This window comes from Janthinobacterium sp. NFX145 (genome assembly GCF_049810325.1).
GTDB lineage: Bacteria > Pseudomonadota > Gammaproteobacteria > Burkholderiales > Burkholderiaceae_D > Janthinobacterium > Janthinobacterium rivuli.
Genome location: NZ_CP187360.1, coordinates 3,328,209 through 3,344,687, shown reverse-complemented (window position 1 = coordinate 3,344,687; position 16,479 = coordinate 3,328,209). Strand labels below are relative to the sequence as shown.

Below are 16,479 nucleotides of genomic sequence, written 5' to 3'. Positions count from 1 at the left end.
GCAAGACTGCCTTCTTGATTATGTTGCAAAAAATATGACTGAATGGCAAGTGTCGAGCGCCCCCCTTAATCGGGGGTGTCACAGGGGCCGCTGCCATAGGGGCTGAGGCGTCCCGGCGGGTCCACGCGGCGCGCGCTGAAATCGCTGGCCAGGGTGGGTAAGGGGAAATCTGCCGTCGCGCTCGCCTCCGTGCCGCTGACCGTACCCCTTACCGTCAGGGTGACTTCCACCCAGGAAGCATAGTTGCGCGGATAGCTGACGGTGACGGTGGCCATGCCCAGCGCGTCGCTCAGGCCGCTGGCGCTGACGGTCAGGGGGATGCCCGGGTCGAGCACGCCATTGCCGTTGCGGTCGTAGGCGGCGTCAAAGATGCCGTTACGCAAGACGTCTTCATTGGCGCAGCTGTAACGGGGCAGGGCCAGGCGCCAGATGCCCGTGTCGGGAAACTCGGGCTTGTCCGCCTGCCACACATAAGATCCCTTGGCGTAGCGGCTGGGCCACGCTGCCGCCGTGATGGCAACGCCATGCACGGCATTGCCGGCGCTGTCGGAGACGAACACGGCAAAGTCCTTCTGCAGCACGTTGGCCGAATGCTCGCGCAGCAGGCTGCCCGTGCCCAGCTTGATCGACAGCGCTTGCCGCGCCACCGTCAGGCGCACGAGGGCCGTGGCCGCCGCTTGCGGCGCGCCCTCGATGCGGGCCTGGATCAGCACGCCGTCGCGGCCGCTATCGGCCGGCCCCGCCACGTACACGGCGCGCGCCAGGCCGTCGCTGCCCGTCAGCACCCGGCCCGCCTGCCGCAGGTAGCCGCCGCTGGGGTCGCTCAAGATGCTGAACAGCAAGGGCGCGTTCTTGACCAGGTTGTTGGCCGCGCCATCGCGCACCACGGCGCTGATTGTGCTGATACTGGCGTTGTCGGCCGCTGCGGCCGCAGTGCTCGTATTGGCGCGCAGCACGGCAGGATCCGCCTGCACGGCCAGCTTGCTGGCAGGGCTCAATGGCGCGACGAATTCCAGCCGCGTCTGCGCCGAGGGCCCGCCCGCCACGGCGGCCGTGATGGTGGTCACGCCCGCGTTGGCCGATTGCACATAGCTGCGCGGCAAGTTGCCATTGCTGAAAATCAAGCTGGCGGGCAAGGCCTGGCTGCAATCGCTGTCCGCAAACAGGCTGCCGCGCGAGGTCGACAGGCTGGCGCTGCCCGTTTGCGCCACGCCCGCCTTGTCGTAGCGCGCATCGATGGGCTGGCACGCCAGGGTGGCCACTTCCGGCAGCACGTCGGCGCCGCTGGCGTCCTGGCTTACGGCCGGGCTCAGGCGCAGGTCGCTGCCGGCCACGGCATACGCTTGCGTGGCGGCGGCGCCCAGCGCATTGACGGAAACGGCATCCTTGCCCAGGCTGCCTGCCGTCAGGCGCAGCACCAGCTGGCCTTGTGCATTGCTGAGCGCTGCGCCGCCATCCTTGGTACGCACGCCGTTGCCGGCGCCCGTGCTGTAGGCGATGGCGGCGCCGGCCACAGGCTTGCGCGCCGAGTCGCGCACGGTGACGGTGAGGTCGGCGCCCTGGCCCAGCATCAGGGAGGCCGGCCCCAGTAATTCCACGCTACTGCCCGTGACCGCCACCGTACCCTTGCCGCTGCGCGTGCCCACATTTGCCGTGACGGTGATGCTGCGGTTGCTGTTGGCGCCGCCAGTGCCCAGCAGGGCGCGCGCCTGGCCGTTCTTGTCCGTCACGGCATCGACGCTGCCGAGGATGCCGGAATCCGCGGCAAAGGAAATCTTTGCGTTGGGCAAGGCCAGGTTGGCGCCATCCTTGACGAGGGCCGTGACCGCCACTTCGCCGCCAGGCTGGCCAGCCGAAGCCAGTTCCGTGCTGGAAAACACCAGGTTGACGGCGCTGGCCAGGCTGGCCGGCTCGGGCGGCGTGACGGGCGGAATCACGGGCGGGGTGATGGGCGGATTGACGACCGGCGGCGGGCTGCCGCCGCAGCCTGCCGTGCTGTGCAGCGCGCAGCCGGCGCCAGCCTGGCTATCGGCCGAACCACCGCCGCAGCCGGCCAGGGAAACGAGGAAGGCGGCCAGCAAAGTAGCGGGCAGGTGGCGTGGGCGGCGCAGAGGGGCGAGGGGCACGATGGGTCTCCGGGAGCTGGCCGAGTTGCTCGGCTTCAATTTTTCAAGAGTAGCTTTTGCGCGCGGCAACTACTTGATGCAAAGCAAGCTTATGCTGTTGACGGAGCTGAACGGGTTTTGCTGGTGCAATGTCCTTCCTTCTGATAACATAACGCCCCTTTATTCAGGGAAGGGTCGACATGGCCAATGCTTGCGGCGTCGATTTCGGCACGTCAAATTCCACGGTAGGCTGGGCACGTCCCGGGCAGAGCACCATGCTCGGCCTGGAAGATGGCAAGACGACCTTACCGTCCGTCGTCTTCTTCAATGCGGAAGACGAGGAAGTCAGTTTTGGCCGCGCGGCGTTGGCCGGCTATCTGGCCGGTTACGAGGGGCGTTTGATGCGCTCGCTGAAAAGCTTGCTGGGCACGAGTCTCATCGATGGCCAGACGGAAGTGGGTGGCCGCGCCTTGCCCTTCCGCATGTTGCTGGCCCAATTCATTGGTGAAGTGAAGCGCCGCGCCGAGCAGTCCGCCGGCCGCGAATTCTCGTCTGCCGTGTTCGGCCGTCCCGTCTTCTTTATCGATGACAACGCGCAAGCCGACCAGCTGGCGCAAGACACCCTGGCCGAAGTTGCCCGTTCCGTCGGCTTCAAGGACGTCGCCTTCCAGTTCGAGCCGATTGCCGCCGCCTTCGACTACGAGTCGCAAATCGACAAGGAAGAACTGGTGCTGATCGCCGACATCGGCGGCGGGACCTCCGACTTTTCGCTGGTGCGTTTGTCGCCCGAGCGGGCAAAAAAGACCGAACGGCGTGAGGACATCCTCGCCACCGGCGGCGTGCACATCGGTGGCACGGATTTCGATAAATACCTGAGCCTGTCTTCCGTCATGCCTCTGCTCGGCTATGGCAGCCGCCTGCATAACAATAGCGAAGTGCCGTCCAGCTATTATTTCAACCTGGCCACCTGGCACACGATCAACCTGGCGTACACGAAGAAGATCTGGGTGCAGCTGGCCGACGTGTGCCGCGATGCGCGTGAGCAAGACAAGATGGGACGCTTGCAAAAGCTGATCGACGAGCGCGCCGGCCACTGGCTGGCCATGAAAGTGGAAGAGGGCAAGATCGCCCTGTCCGACGCGGCCGAAGTGCAGCTGGAGCTGGATCGCCTGTCGCCCGCGCAAAGCCTGTTGCTCAAACGTACGCAGTTCGACGAAGCCATCGGCCACCTGTGCGGTTCCGTGGAAGAAACCGTGTTGCGTTTGCTGCGCGATGCGGGCGTGGCGCCGGACGCCGTCGATACCGTGTTCTTCACGGGCGGTTCGAGCGGCGTGCGCTTGCTGCGCGAAAAGATCGCAGCCCTGGTGCCGGCCGCGCGCAAGGTCGAGGGTGACCTGTTCGGCAGCATTGGCGCGGGACTCGCGCTGGACGCCGTGCGCAAGTTCGGCTAAGCTGGCCCACCGCAGCATCGCAGAAAGAGCCTGACTTCATGAATGTGTTTGACAAACCGATCGTCATGATCGACTTCGAGACGACCGGATTGTCGCCCGACATGGGCGACCGCATCACGGAAGTGGCGGCGCTGCGCATCGAGGGCGGGCGGATCACGGACCGCTATGTGACCCTGATCAACTGCAATGCGCGCATCCCCTCGTTCATCACGGGCTTGACGGGCATCACGCAGGCCATGGTGGACAAGGCGCCGCCCGTGGCCGAGGTGGTGCCGCAGTTGCTGGATTTTATTGGCAGCGATGCCTTGTCGGCGCACAATGCCAGCTTCGATGAAAAATTCCTGCGCGCGGAAAGCGCCAGGCTGAACCTGACACCGGCGCACCAGTCGCTCGTGTGTTCCTTGAAACTGTCGCGCCGCGTGTTTCCCGGCATGGCCAGCTACAAGCTGGGCTTGCTGTCGAGCCAGCTGGGCATCGCCTTCAAGAGCGCCGCCCACAGGGCCGAGTCCGATGCGGAAGTGGCGGCGCAAGTGCTGATCCATATCGGCCGCCATTTGCGCAGCAGCTATGGCATCGCCGATGTCGATGCGGATTTGCTCGTGTCGCTGAACAAGCTGGCCGCCGCCAAGGTGCCGCAATTCCTGCAAAAACACCCATCACGCCGCTGACCGCCGTTTCCCCTCTAAGCGGGCTCATCAAAACGATATAATTTTGTTATTTCGTTTGAGCCTGCTCAAGTCCTTCCCCCGCATCGAATTTAAAATTTAAGCAACACACGATTTCGCCGCCCTGGGCCGCCGTTTTGCGCGTGCTGCCGGCAAGCGCAATGTGGATGGGGGCGTACATGGACAAGCACCATACTGCCAGAGATAGCCACGAAGCGTATATCTGGTTCCGCACGGCTGCCGAGCAGGGCAATGCCTATGCCCAGTTCAACCTGGGCCTGATGTACAAGAAGGGTGAAGGCGTGGCGCAGGACGATGCGCGCGCCTTTGTCTGGCTGCGCCTGGCCGCGCTGCAAGGGCTGGCCTTCGCGCAGAATCACCTGGGCGCCCTGTATTACCATGGCCGCGGCGTGGCGCAGAGCGACGAGGACGCCGTGCTGTGGTTTCGCCGCGCGGCCGCTCAGGGCGACGCCTCGGCCCAGCAAAACCTGGGACAGATGTACCGCAAGGGACGCGGCGTGCTGCAGAGCGACGAGCTGGCCCTGGCGTGGTTTTACCGCGCTTCCGAGCAGGGCGTGGCCAGTGCGCAATCGTTGCTGGGCGAAGCCTATGCGCAAGGGCTGGGCGCGAAAAAGAACGATGCGTTGGCCCTGGCCTGGTTCCGCAAGGCCGCCTTGCAGGGCGATGCGCAGGCGCAGCTGAACCTGGGGCTCGTCTACAAGCGGGGCCAGGGCGTGGCGCAAAGCGATGCGCAGGCGCTGGCCTGGTTCCGTCAGGCCGCCGCCCAAGGCCTGGCCGTGGCGCAGCGGCAACTTGGCGTGGCGTATGCGGAAGGCCTGGGCGTGGCGCCTGACCAGCTGCGCGCCTACGCCTGGCTGCAGCGGGCGGCCGAGCAGGATGACGCCGACGCCCAGTTCAACCTGGGCCTGATGCTGGCACGGGGCCAGGGCGTGGACAAGGACGAGGCACGCGCCGTCGTCTGGTACCGGCGTGCCGCCCTGCAAGGCCATTGCATGGCGCAATACAATCTGGGCGGCATGTTTGCGGGCGGGCGCGGCGTCGTCCGCGACCTGCGCCAGGCGCTGGATTGGTACGCCAGGGCGGCGGCCCAGGGCGCCTCGAATGCGCAGTTCAACCTGGGCGTGATGTATGCCAATGGCCAGGGCGTCGAACGCGACGAGGTGTGCGCCGTGCGCTGGTACCGCACGGCCGCCGAGCAGGGCGATGCCAGTGCGCAAAACAACCTGGGCGTCATGTATGCGAACGGTCATGGCGTGCATCAAGACGATGGCCTGGCCGTGCAATGGTATGCGCGCGCGGCTGGCCAGGGTCATGCGCTGGCGCAATACAACCTGGGCGGCATGTACAACAGCGGGCGCGGCGTGGAGAAAGATCCCGTCTGCGGCTACATGTGGCTGGCGCTGGCGGCCGAGGGTGGCGATAGCGGGGCGGCGAAGGCGCGGGAAGCGGCTGCCGCCAGGCTGGAGCCGGCGCAGCTGCAAGAGGCGCAGCAGCGCATGCGGCAATGGCACCAGGTGCGCTTTCCGCCGCGGACGCCGCGCGACTGAAGCGTCGGCTGTGCACGTGGACGCGTGCTGCATGCGATAATTGCCGGCAGGCATGTCGCGCAAGCGGCGCGGTTTTCGGCACAGTGAAAGGTGGAACATGGTAAGGCAGGCAGGCGAGGATGCATCCGAGCAAAAAGTCATCGACGACATCGCCACGCATGGCTGGCATGGCGTGCATATCAGCGCGGATGAAGAAGGTCCCGGCTATGCTTTTAGCATAGGCGCTTGCCACAGCTTCGGCCAGCCTGAATTCCTGATCATGGGCTTGCCACGTGCCATGGCCCACCAGATACTCGACGTGGCGCTGGACGCCGCGCGCAGCGGCGCCATCACGGATTTCACGGCCACCACGGACGTCTTGCTGGAAGGCCATCAGTGCGCCTTCGTGCGCGTGCCCGTCGAGCAATACCGCAACTATGTCGGCTATGCGCGCTGGTATTACCAGGGCGATGATTTTATCTTGTACCAGATCGTCTGGCCCTCGCGCGATGGCCATTTTCCGTGGCAAACGCAAGCCAGTGCGCAGTATGTGAAAAGCCAGCCTCTGCTGGGACCGGCGCCGCTGGTGGCATGACGAGCATTGTCACCGGCACGGCCACCGTGTGCGTGTTCGACCCGGCGCTGGTGCGCCACAGGCTGGACGATGACTGCGACTGGTGGAGCCTCCCCAGCGCGGAACTGGCTGCCGTGAATGCGGGGCAGGTGGCGTTTTTCAATGTGGGCGGCGACGGCGCGTATGAACTTGTCTTGCATGCCGAACTTACCGAACCGCAGGTGGTCGTGCATCTGGCTGTCGTCTCGGGCCGCGTCTTCATCGGCGCAGGGGAGGACGTGACGGGCGGCGGCCTGGAACCGGACACGGCATATGGCGGCCTGTTCGTGGACGTTCCCGCAGGCAACTACCGCCTGCAGGCGCGCCGCGATGGCGCGCACATCAGCCTGGCATTCGTGCCCGATGCCCGCGGCAGCAATGCGTTTGGCGACCTCGTGCGCATCTGATTCCGTTGAGCTTCTTGCTATTGTCGCTGGCTACGCATCCATGCGCGCCACGCCCGCACTTTGCCGGCGATCCAGAAACAGGCTGTTGCCGTGGATTTTCTTGGCCTGTTTCTTCGCTTCGGCCGCCTGCGTGGCGATCTGATGGTGCGTGTAGTACTGGTGCGCCTCGACCTTGATGACGCCCAGCGACAGGCTGATCAAGGAGTAAAACACTTTCTTGCCTTGCCGGTCTTCGCTGATGTAGCCGCCCCGTTCGCAGTCGCCCGAGCTGTAATAGGCGAGGATGGCGGCCGCGAAGTCGTCCAGCATGGCCTGGCAGCGCGTTTCCCAGTCTTCGCTCTGGAACAGTATCATGAAATCGTCTCCGCCGATGTGGCCGATGAAGTCGCGGTTCGGGTCGCAGTGGCCGCTGAGGATTTCTCCCGTCAGCTGGATCACGTCGTCGCCCTTGCGGTAGCCGTACACATCGTTGAATGGCTTGAAGTGGTCGAGGTCGCAATAGCAGACCCAGAAGCGGCTGCCGCTGTGCAATAAGCGGTCGATATGCTCGTTGATGGGCACGTTGCCGGGCAGTTGCGTCAGCGGATTGGCGTAGCGGGCCGCATTGATCTGCATTTGCGTGATTTCGCGCATCAGGTCGTGTCCCGTGCCCATGCCCAGGTAGCGGCCGTGCTCGGTGATGATGAAACCGTTGAACAGGTGGTGGGCATCCGATTGCACCATGGTGTAGCTGAGTTCCTGCAAGCTCGTCTCATGGTCGGCGATCAGGGGCGTGGCATCCATGAACAGGCTGCAGGATTTCTTGCCATACAGTTCGCGCTGATAGGGGCGGGCGAAGTGGTCGATCATTTCGAAGCGGCTGATCAGGCCCAGCGGCATGCCGTCGTCGACGACGGGGATGATCATCAGCTTCGGGTCTTTCAGGAAAATATCGTACACCTCGTTATTGTTTTTCTCGGGCGACACGGCCGCCACCCGGTGCAGCAGCTTGCGGATGCTGGCGCCATTCTTTTCCAGGCTGCTGCGCTGCGGATACACGGCCACGCCATTGCGTCCCAGCGCCTGCACTACTTCGGCCGGCAGCGCGCGCGCCGGCACCGCGTTGGGCCGGCCCAGGTGATAGCCTTGCCCGAAGGCCACGCCCAGGTCGCGCAAGACCAGCAATTCCGTCTGCGCCTCGATGCCTTCGGCGATCACCAGGGTGCCCGATTTTTCCGCGATTTCCTGGATCGAGCGCACGAACTGCAGTTTCACGGGGTCATTATTGATGCCCTGGATGAAATGCATGTCGATTTTCACGTATTCCGGGCGCAGCTCCGACCACAGGCGCAGGCTGGAAAAACCTTCGCCGAGGTCGTCGATGGCGATCTGGAAACCCATGTTGCGGTAATGCAGCACCGCTTCGCGCATCAGTTCGTAGTCATACGTGGGCTGATTTTCCGTCAGCTCGATAATGACGCGGTCCGGATTGATGCCGATATGCTCGATGTATTCCAGGGTTTCGCCATGGCGCGCATTGCGCAGCAACAGGCATTCGGGGCTGACGTTGAGGAACAATTTGCCGGGTAGTTGCAGTTCGGCAAAGCGTTCGAGCACCACTTGCCGGCACAGGTGCTCCACTTCCAGGGTCAGGTCATGCGCGCGCGCCACCTTGAACAGATTCATCGGCGCGTGCAGGGGGCTGTCGGACGGCCCCCGTATCAAGCCTTCGTAGCCGATGATGTCGCCGCTGTGCATGTGGATGATGGGCTGGAACAGCGCACTGAGCTTGCGGCCCGCGAGGATCTCGTGCAAGGCATCCGTCCCTTCGATGCTCATGGATATCGATGGCGGCGTCAGGTAAGCCACATTCGATGGCATCGCGCCGGGCGGCGCGGCGGTGGGGAGGGCGAGAGTGTGCATAGGCGGACGTGGCGGCACGGCCTCTGGACGGGCCATGAACATGTTGCCGATAGTAAAGAAGATTTATGACGGCTTGATGAAACGACTTTGCTTTTGATAATGTTTCTTGCATGAACGTCAGTCTGCCGATTCCGTCGAAAGCGAGATTTATCATGGTGATCCACGTAAATTTGCCAAACAAAAGACGGCAAATCCACCGGATAACTGTGCTTTAAAAGTGGCAATCCGCGCTATGATTTCTCTTGGCGAAAGTCAACATAGGCAGCCGCAGAGTTTGCTTGAGCGGCATGCTTTCCCCGACATCCAACAATGAGACGACAACCCATGCAATTACGTAGTGCAACCCTCATATTCAGCTTGATGACCGCTTTCGGCGGCAATGCCCTGGCGCAAAGCGCCGCGATGCCATCGTGCCCGGCTGGCGACGGCGCTGCCGTGACGTATCCGGTCAGCAAAAAAGTCGACCAGCAAGACAGCTATTTCGGCACCACCATTGCCGATCCGTACCGCTGGCTGGAAGACGCCAACAGCGCGGAAACGGGCGAATGGGTCACGGCGCAAAACAAGCTGACGCAGTCGTACCTGGGCACCATCCCCGAGCGCGCCGCGATCAAGCAGCGCCTGACCAAGCTGTGGAACTATGAGCGTTTCTCTACGCCAACGAAGCAGGGTGGCCGCTACTTCTACAGCCGCAATGACGGTTTGCAGAACCAGGCCGTGCTGTACACGGTGAAAAAACTGACGGACGAGCCGCGTCTGCTGCTGGATCCGAACACCCTGTCGACGGATGGCACGGTGGCGCTGGCCGGCACCTCGATCAGCCCGAACGGCAAGTACCTGGCGTATGCCACGTCCGCCTCCGGTTCCGACTGGAACGAGTGGAAAGTGCGCGACATCGAATCGGGCAAGGATTTGACGGATCACATCAAGTGGGCCAAGTTCTCCGGCGCCTCGTGGACCAAGGACAATACCGGTTTCTTCTACAGCCGCTATGACGCGCCGAATGAAGCCACCAAGCTGGCCGATATCAATTACTTCCAGAAATTGTATTTCCACAAGATCGGCACGCCGCAAAGCGACGACGTGCTGGTCTTCGACCGTCCCGACCAGAAGGAATGGGCGTTTGGCGGCAGCACCGTCAGCGACGACGGCAACTATTTGATCATCACGGCCACGCAGGGCACGGAACGCAAGAACCGCGTCTTCTACAAGGACTTGCGCCAGAAGAATGCCAAGGTCGTCGGCTTGCTGGAAGAATTCGACGCGTCGTACTCGTTCATCGACAATGACGGTCCCGTGTTCTTCTTCAAGACGGACAACAAGGCGCCAAAATCGCGCGTGATCGCCATTGATACGCGCAAACCTGCGCCTGCCGACTGGAAAGAAATCGTGCCGCAAAGCGCGGAAACCCTGGTCGCCGTCAACCTGATCAACAACCAGCTGGTGCTCGACTACTTGAAAGATGCGCAAACGCAAATCAAGATCGTCGACCTGAAAGGCAAGCTGGTGCGCGAAGTGGCCTTGCCGGGCATCGGTTCGGCCGGCGGTTTTGCGGGCAAGCGTGGCGACACGGAAACGTTCTACTCGTTTACCAGCTTCACGACGCCAGCGACCATTTACCGCTACGACATGAAATCGGGCAAGAGCAGCGTGTACCGCCAGCCGAAAGTCGATTTCGACCCGAACGCCTTTGAAACACGCCAGCAATTCTTCACCAGCCGCGACGGCACCAAGGTGCCGATGTTCATCGTCTCGAAAAAAGGCATGAAGCTGGACGGCACGAATCCGACCTATCTGTACGGCTATGGCGGCTTCAATATTTCGCTCACGCCGAGCTTCTCCGTGGCGAATCTTGCCTGGGTAGAAATGGGCGGCGTCTACGTGATGGCCAACCTGCGCGGCGGCGGAGAATACGGCGAAGCCTGGCATCAGGCTGGCACCAAGCTGAACAAGCAAAACGTGTTCGACGATTTCATCGGCGCGGCGCAATGGCTGGTGGACAATAAAGTCACCTCGCCATCGAAACTGGCGATCGGCGGCGGCAGCAATGGCGGCCTGCTGGTCGGTGCGGCCATGACGCAGCGTCCCGACCTGTTCGCCGCAGCGATTCCGCAAGTGGGCGTGCTCGACATGTTGCGCTTCCACAAGTTCACCGTGGGCTGGGGCTGGGTGCCTGACTATGGTTCGTCGGACGACGCCGAGCAGTTCAAGGCGCTGGTGAAATACTCGCCGCTGCACAATCTGAAAGCGGGCGGCTGCTATCCAGCCACCATGATCACGACGGCCGACCACGACGACCGCGTCGTGCCAGCCCACAGCTTCAAGTTCGCCGCCGCCGCCCAGGCAGCGCAAGGCGGCGCGGCACCCGTGCTGATCCGCATCGACAGCAAGGCTGGCCATGGCGCCGGCAAGCCGACGACCAAGCAGATCGAAGAAGTGGCGGACCGCTGGGGCTTCCTCAGCCGTTCGCTGAAGATGACGCCGGTAGTGGCGGAGCCGGCCAAGGTGGCGGCGCAGTAAAACGCGGTAGGTCGGATTAGCGCGGCATCGCCGTGCGTAATCCGACACCACCGGAGCCAACAATGTGTCGGATTACGCGGCGTGCCGCCGCTAATCCGGCCTACGTTGCTCTGCGTGCACGATCCTCGCCAGCACCCCCTCCCCAAACACCGTTTGAAACGGCAAATCCTTGCGCTGCGCATAGCCGATATAGCAATCGCACTTGAAGCGCGGGCAGCTGCGTTCTTGCAGCATGTCGGCCAGGTCATCAACGTACAGATTCCCCAGGCGCTCCGGCACGAAATGGCAACGCGCCAGTTCGCCATCGCCATCGACGGACAGCGACGCTTCGCCCGCCAGACACGGTTTGCCGCGCGAGGGAGACGGGCGGCGGTTTTGCGCGAACCACGGGTCGATGGTATCAAACCAGGTCAGGTCTTCCCCGCTGTAATAGCCGGGGCCACGCCGGTCATACGCGTTCAGCCACAGGTAGACGTGGGCCGGCAGGGCCGCGCGCAGGGCGCGGATGGCGTCCAGGTGTTCGTTCATGGCGACGACGCCGACGGAATAGCGCACGCCCATCGTGTCCAGGCGCGCGCAGCGTTCGAGAAAGCGGGCAAGGGTCGTCTGGTCAGGGTGATAGGTGCACCACAGGCCGATTTTTTCCAGCCCGTCCATCGCTTGCAGCCAGTTCAATGGGCCGGACAGATTCGTTTGCAGCGCCACCTGGCGCACATGGGGCAAAGCTGCCAGCGTTTGCATGGCCGCGCGGTAGTGGCGCCGCACCAGCGCTTCGCCCCAGGGCGTAAACAGGACGCTGATTTCCCGATTTTGTGCCGCCACCCAGCTGGTAAAACGCGCCACTTCGCGCGCATCGCGGGCCAGGGTGGCGCGGCTGTCGCGCTTCTTGGCGAACGGGCAGTAGCCGCAGGCGTAATTGCAGCTTGCCAAGGTGCCGCGGTATAGCAGGGACAGCGTTTCTTTTGGTGCTGTCAGCACGCCTGGCCGCCTTCGGCCATCAGCGTGCGCACCGTCTCGGAGGCCAGCCACGGGCCGATGGTGTCGGCGTAGCTGTAGCCACGGTCATTCAGGCGCAGCAGCGGGCCGTTTTCCTCCACCAGTTCCAAGGCGTGCAGTTCGGCCAGCTGCGGAAGATCAAGCTCGCAGCGCGTGCCGAAGCGCGCCGTGTAGGCGTTGCGGTCCAGGCCCGGTTCCGTCAGCAGCGACTGAATCACGTAGCGGCGGCGCTGTTCCGCATCATCGAGCACATAGCCGTGTTCGGCCTGCGCGAAGCGTTCCTCGTCCAGCGCCAGGTAGTTGTCGATGATGCCGATGGTCTCCGTTCTCGCCACCGCGTACTCGCTCGAATAATGCAGGCGCGAAGTGTAAGAGCGGGCGCCCGCGCCCAGGCCCACCATGCCATCGTTCTGGCAGCAGTACGAGGGCCCGTTCTGCTCCGGCGCATGCGGCGCGCGGAACATGCGCATGGAGACCTGCTCATAGCCTTGCGCGCACAGATGGTCGCGCGCGGCCGCGTACAGGGCCAGGCGGCTGTCGCCGTCGCGCGCCAGCATGATGGGGTTGAGCGACTCCGCGCCTTGGCGGCGCGCCACCTTGCCGAGACCTGTTTGTTCGCGCACGTAGAGCGGGTACAGGTAGATTTCTTCCGGCTGAAAGGCCAGCGCGCTGTCGAGGGACGCGAGCAGGCTGGCCACGGTTTGCCCGGCGATGCCGTAGATCAGGTCCAGGTTCAGGGTGGGAAAGCCGGCCGCGCGTATCAGGCCGATGGCGTGATGCACGGTGGCGTTTTGCTGGGGACGCGCCAGCGCGCGCATCTCGCCGGCGGCAAAGCTCTGGATGCCCAGGCTGACCCGGTCGATGCCATGCGCGCGGCAGACGGCAAGCCGCTCGGCCGTGATGGTTTCAGGCGACGCCTCGATGCCGGCCGGCGTGTGCTGCAGGTCGATGCCGAGGATGTCGCGCGCGCCACACAGCAGGGTGTCAAGCTGCGCCGGTGACAGGTAAGTAGGCGTGCCGCCGCCCAGCGCGAAGCGGGCAAAGCGCCGTTCGCCCAGCGCGCCGTTGAGCGCGCGCATCTGCACCAGCACTTGCTGGACGTAGCGCTCGACCATGTCGGCACTCGGGCGCGCCATGGCGAACAGGTTGCAAAAGCCGCAGCGCATTTCGCAAAACGGGATGTGGATGTAGGCGAAGAGGGCGGAGCGGTCCTGCTGCGCCCACAGGGGCGCCAGCGGCGCGGCCTGCGGCAAGGCGCGGTAGGCGGCCTTGTGCGGATACGAGTATGAATACGCCTGGTAGGGCGTGTGGCGCATGCGCTGCGCCAGGGTGCCCGGTTGTTCGGATGGGTTCACGGTGGGGACTCCTGAGAAATGGTATCTGGCGTGAGGAAGAAGTGCGCGTACGGCACCTGCCACACGCTGTCGTGGGCGATGCGGTGGCCACGGTAGCCGTCTTCGCCATACGCGCTGCCGTGATCCGAGCAGACGATGGCAAACGTGGGGGCGCGCGCGGCGCATGCCGTAAACAGGGGCGCCAGCGCGCTGTCGACATAGCGCAGGGCCGCCGCATGGCTGTCAAGATTGTCGGCGCGGCAGCCGGGCAGGTAGGCGCGGTTCGGCGTGTGCAGGGCGGCCACGTTGATGAACAAGAAGGTGCGCTGATCGTTTTGCGCCAGCAGCCGGGTCGCCAGCGCCACCTGCTTTTGCGTCGAATGGCGGCTGGCCACGCCCATGCCGGCGCTCCAGTGGCTTTCCTGGAACAGCGACGGCAGCACCGTGCCCAGCGCCGTCTGTTTATTGAAGAAGCCCACGCCGCCGATGCAGATGGTGCGGTAGCCGCGCGCGGCCAGCGCGGCGGGGAGGTCCGCTTCTTCGAACGCAAACGTGTGCGGCGAGGTGGTTTCGCTGCCCGCAAAAGCGCTGGCGAACAGGCGCGGATGGCGGCCAGGCGCGGCCGGCGTGGGCAAAAAACCGGCAAAAAAAGCCTGGTGCGCGGCATACGTGAACGTGGCGGGCGAGTGGCGCTTGTCCCAGCCGCCCGGCGGCAGAAAACGTCCCAGCACGGGCAATTCACCCGCCGCATACAAGGCTTGCGCCACGTCATGGCGCAGGGTGTCGAGCGTGATGAAGACGATGTCGTGGCTGCCGACGATGGCGCGCATGTCGGGGATGGCAGGTGGGTCTTTAAACATGGGGCAGTTGCGTCAGTTGCGCTGCGTAAGTGTCCGCGCCTTGCCACAGCAGGCCTGGCAGCAGGTCGCCGAAGGCGTTCGCCTCCAGCACATGGGCCTGGCCCTGGCGCACCACGAGGTCGTAGCCCGTCACATGGCTGTGTGGGAAGGCGCGCGCGGCCTGGGCGCTGGCCGCTTCCAGCGCCGCCAGGTCGGCTGCGTTCAAGAGGCCGGATGCGTCGCCGCGCCGGTTGTCGAGGTGCAGATTCGTCATCATCTGGTTGCCGATGCGCGCCACCCGGTGCGCCGGCTGGCCGGCCAGGGTCACGACGCGCAAGTCGTAGTGGCCGTCGCCGCAGCGCGGCTTGTTCAGCCATGCCTCCGCATACAGTTCCTGGGCGGCCAGCGCGTCGACGAGGGCGGCGATGTCATGCTGCGTCTCGTAGCGGGCCATGCGCTTGACGTTGAATAAACGTGTTTTTCCGTCCTTCCGCGACAGGGTTGCCGAGGTGGTGGCTTGCTGGCGCCCGGCCTTGTTGCTGCGGTAGGCGACGACGCCGGAGGCGGACGAGCCGTAGCGCGGTTTCAGGTAAACGCGGTCAAGCTGGTGTTCGTGCAGCAGTGCCTGCAGGTGCTCATAGCCGTGCACGGGGCCGAGCAGGCTGGGAATGGCGACGCCGTGCGCAGCCAGGTGGCGCTGGCACGCCAGCTTGTCCGTCATGAGACAGATTTCGGCTGGCGCATTGACGACGCGCGCCTGCGGCAGGCCAGCCAGCTGCGCGGCCAGGGAGGCCATGGCGGAGGCAAATCCTGCGAACCACGCATCCATGGCCAGCAGCTCGCCATGTTCCGGTGCATGCACGGGCGCGCGATCAAGCTGTCGACAACCGTCATGCAGCAGCCGCAGGTGCGCCGCCGGGTCGTCGCCGGGCGGCTCGATCTTGAACCGGCAGGGCCGGCGCAAAGCGTCCTCGAGCAGGGCAGGCTGCGCCAGCCAGTCGCGCCATTCCAGCACTTGCGCGGGCGGGAGGCGCAATTGCGCGCGCGCCGCCTGCATCAGGCGCACGCGCTTGCTGCCGCTGGTGGCCAGCAAAAGCATCAGGTTTTATTCGCCGACGGCGACATAACGATAGCTTTCACCATCGTCTTCATCGGCTTTCTGCGGATCGTCCAGCACCACCTCGAAGGGCAGCGCCTTCAGCTTGGCCTGGTTTTCTTCCGAGATGTAATGGTGCGACAGGTCCAGGCGCTTCAACTTGCCCAGCTGCGTATGATTGAGCACGGCTACGGCGCCCAGGTCGCCGATGGTGCCCAGCGACAGGTCGAGGGTGTCGAGCTGCGCCACCAATGGTTCTTCCGCCAGCCAGACGGCCAGGTCGTCGGCGATTTCCGCGTCGCGCAAGCCCAGGTAGCGCAGGGTTGGCACGGTCAGCTGCGCCAGCACCTTGCGGTACAGGTCGGCGTCGCCCGAAAAGCCATAGTCGTCCGTGCCCAGCCACAGCTCCAGGTGTTCCAGCTGCGGCATGCTCGATTGCGCCAGCGCTTCGGCGATCTTTTGATCGATGCCGCCCGCTTCGATGGTGAAGCGGCGCAGGTTCTGGTGCGCGAACGGTTCGATGACGAGTTCATTGCCGCCACGGATGCGCAGCTCTTCCAGCTGCGGGAAAGCGTCCAGCAGGGGCTTGTAGCTGCCTTGCACGATCCACGAGATTTCGCATTCCTCGTACGTCATGTCGCCGATGAACAGGGCGCGCAAGTTCGGCAACTGCGGCGCGTGGCTGGCCAGCGCGGCGATCACCTCGTCGGCGCCCGCTTCGTACGGGTCGCCCCACATGCCGATGATCAGCGCTTCAAGCGCATTCTTGTCGGTTTTTTCCAGGAAGCCGGCGATCAGGTCCGGCATCTTGCGCTTGTCGTCATACTCGAGCGAGAGGCGGTAGACGATATCCTGCCCGGATTGCAGCGCAATATCAGGATCGTACTCGACGACTTTTTTCTTGTGGAAGAGGGTGGTGCTTTCGGAAATCGTCATTGCTAAGGCTCCATGAAAGACAGTGAAAATCTTGTCTAATCCAAAATCTTAGCATGGGCGAAAGAGCT

Annotated in this window: 14 protein-coding genes; 7 read left to right on the top strand and 7 right to left on the bottom strand. The window is 63.9% G+C overall.

Annotation, left to right across the window (positions count from 1 at the left end; translation table 11 throughout):
- Positions 1 to 65: 65 nt before the first annotated feature.
- Positions 66 to 2,126: an Ig-like domain-containing protein gene (locus ACPJXG_RS14980; RefSeq protein ID WP_425251523.1), complete on the bottom strand. Its 2,061-nt coding sequence runs from the start codon at positions 2,124 to 2,126 to the stop codon at positions 66 to 68.
- 179 nt (positions 2,127 to 2,305) lie between these two features.
- On the opposite strand from ACPJXG_RS14980, the gene ACPJXG_RS14975 reads away from it, so the two are divergent.
- The 5 genes from ACPJXG_RS14975 (at position 2,306) to ACPJXG_RS14955 (ending at position 6,788) form a co-directional block, all read left to right on the top strand.
- Positions 2,306 to 3,556, top strand: coding sequence for an Hsp70 family protein (locus tag ACPJXG_RS14975; RefSeq protein ID WP_035818497.1), 1,251 nt, complete (start codon positions 2,306 to 2,308; stop codon positions 3,554 to 3,556).
- A 38-nt stretch (positions 3,557 to 3,594) separates the two neighbouring features.
- Positions 3,595 to 4,224: a 3'-5' exonuclease gene (locus tag ACPJXG_RS14970; RefSeq protein WP_170846245.1), complete on the top strand. Its 630-nt coding sequence runs from the start codon at positions 3,595 to 3,597 to the stop codon at positions 4,222 to 4,224.
- Positions 4,225 to 4,400: 176 nt separating this feature from the next.
- Complete coding sequence (locus ACPJXG_RS14965; protein ID WP_425251522.1) at positions 4,401 to 5,789, top strand: tetratricopeptide repeat protein; 1,389 nt, start codon at positions 4,401 to 4,403, stop codon at positions 5,787 to 5,789.
- Between the two features lie 97 nt (positions 5,790 to 5,886).
- On the top strand, positions 5,887 to 6,363 hold the full coding sequence (locus tag ACPJXG_RS14960) for a DUF4262 domain-containing protein (RefSeq protein ID WP_425251521.1): 477 nt from the start codon (positions 5,887 to 5,889) through the stop codon (positions 6,361 to 6,363).
- On the top strand, positions 6,360 to 6,788 hold the full coding sequence (locus ACPJXG_RS14955) for a DUF6386 family protein (RefSeq protein WP_425251520.1): 429 nt from the start codon (positions 6,360 to 6,362) through the stop codon (positions 6,786 to 6,788). Before ACPJXG_RS14960 ends, ACPJXG_RS14955 begins: the two co-directional genes overlap by 4 nt.
- 30 nt (positions 6,789 to 6,818) lie before the next feature.
- Here the strand turns inward: ACPJXG_RS14955 and ACPJXG_RS14950 are convergent, their stop codons facing one another.
- Positions 6,819 to 8,606 carry a GGDEF domain-containing protein gene (locus tag ACPJXG_RS14950; protein ID WP_425254753.1) on the bottom strand — a complete coding sequence of 596 codons (1,788 nt, stop codon included), beginning with the start codon at positions 8,604 to 8,606 and terminating at the stop codon, positions 6,819 to 6,821.
- A 190-nt stretch (positions 8,607 to 8,796) separates the two neighbouring features.
- Between ACPJXG_RS14950 and ACPJXG_RS14945 the strand changes: the two genes are divergently transcribed.
- Positions 8,797 to 9,003 carry a hypothetical protein gene (locus ACPJXG_RS14945; protein ID WP_425251519.1) on the top strand — a complete coding sequence of 69 codons (207 nt, stop codon included), beginning with the start codon at positions 8,797 to 8,799 and terminating at the stop codon, positions 9,001 to 9,003.
- 11 nt (positions 9,004 to 9,014) lie between these two features.
- A complete protein-coding gene (locus ACPJXG_RS14940; RefSeq protein WP_425251518.1) occupies positions 9,015 to 11,210 on the top strand; it encodes a prolyl oligopeptidase family serine peptidase in 2,196 nt (731 codons plus the stop codon).
- A 90-nt stretch (positions 11,211 to 11,300) separates the two neighbouring features.
- On the opposite strand, the gene ACPJXG_RS14935 is transcribed toward ACPJXG_RS14940, so the two are convergent.
- From ACPJXG_RS14935 to ACPJXG_RS14915, 5 genes are read right to left on the bottom strand one after another with little or no spacing between them, the layout of a single operon-like run.
- Complete coding sequence (locus ACPJXG_RS14935; RefSeq protein ID WP_425251517.1) at positions 11,301 to 12,188, bottom strand: STM4011 family radical SAM protein; 888 nt, start codon at positions 12,186 to 12,188, stop codon at positions 11,301 to 11,303.
- Positions 12,182 to 13,561 carry an STM4012 family radical SAM protein gene (locus ACPJXG_RS14930; protein WP_425251516.1) on the bottom strand — a complete coding sequence of 460 codons (1,380 nt, stop codon included), beginning with the start codon at positions 13,559 to 13,561 and terminating at the stop codon, positions 12,182 to 12,184. Before ACPJXG_RS14930 ends, ACPJXG_RS14935 begins: the two co-directional genes overlap by 7 nt.
- Positions 13,558 to 14,400 (bottom strand): STM4013/SEN3800 family hydrolase, encoded by an 843-nt coding sequence (locus ACPJXG_RS14925; RefSeq protein ID WP_425251515.1) that lies wholly within the window; start codon positions 14,398 to 14,400, stop codon positions 13,558 to 13,560. Before ACPJXG_RS14925 ends, ACPJXG_RS14930 begins: the two co-directional genes overlap by 4 nt.
- Complete coding sequence (locus tag ACPJXG_RS14920; RefSeq protein ID WP_425251514.1) at positions 14,393 to 15,478, bottom strand: STM4014 family protein; 1,086 nt, start codon at positions 15,476 to 15,478, stop codon at positions 14,393 to 14,395. Before ACPJXG_RS14920 ends, ACPJXG_RS14925 begins: the two co-directional genes overlap by 8 nt.
- Before the next feature lie 6 nt (positions 15,479 to 15,484).
- Positions 15,485 to 16,411 carry an STM4015 family protein gene (locus ACPJXG_RS14915; protein ID WP_425251513.1) on the bottom strand — a complete coding sequence of 309 codons (927 nt, stop codon included), beginning with the start codon at positions 16,409 to 16,411 and terminating at the stop codon, positions 15,485 to 15,487.
- Between the last annotated feature and the right edge of the window lie 68 nt (positions 16,412 to 16,479).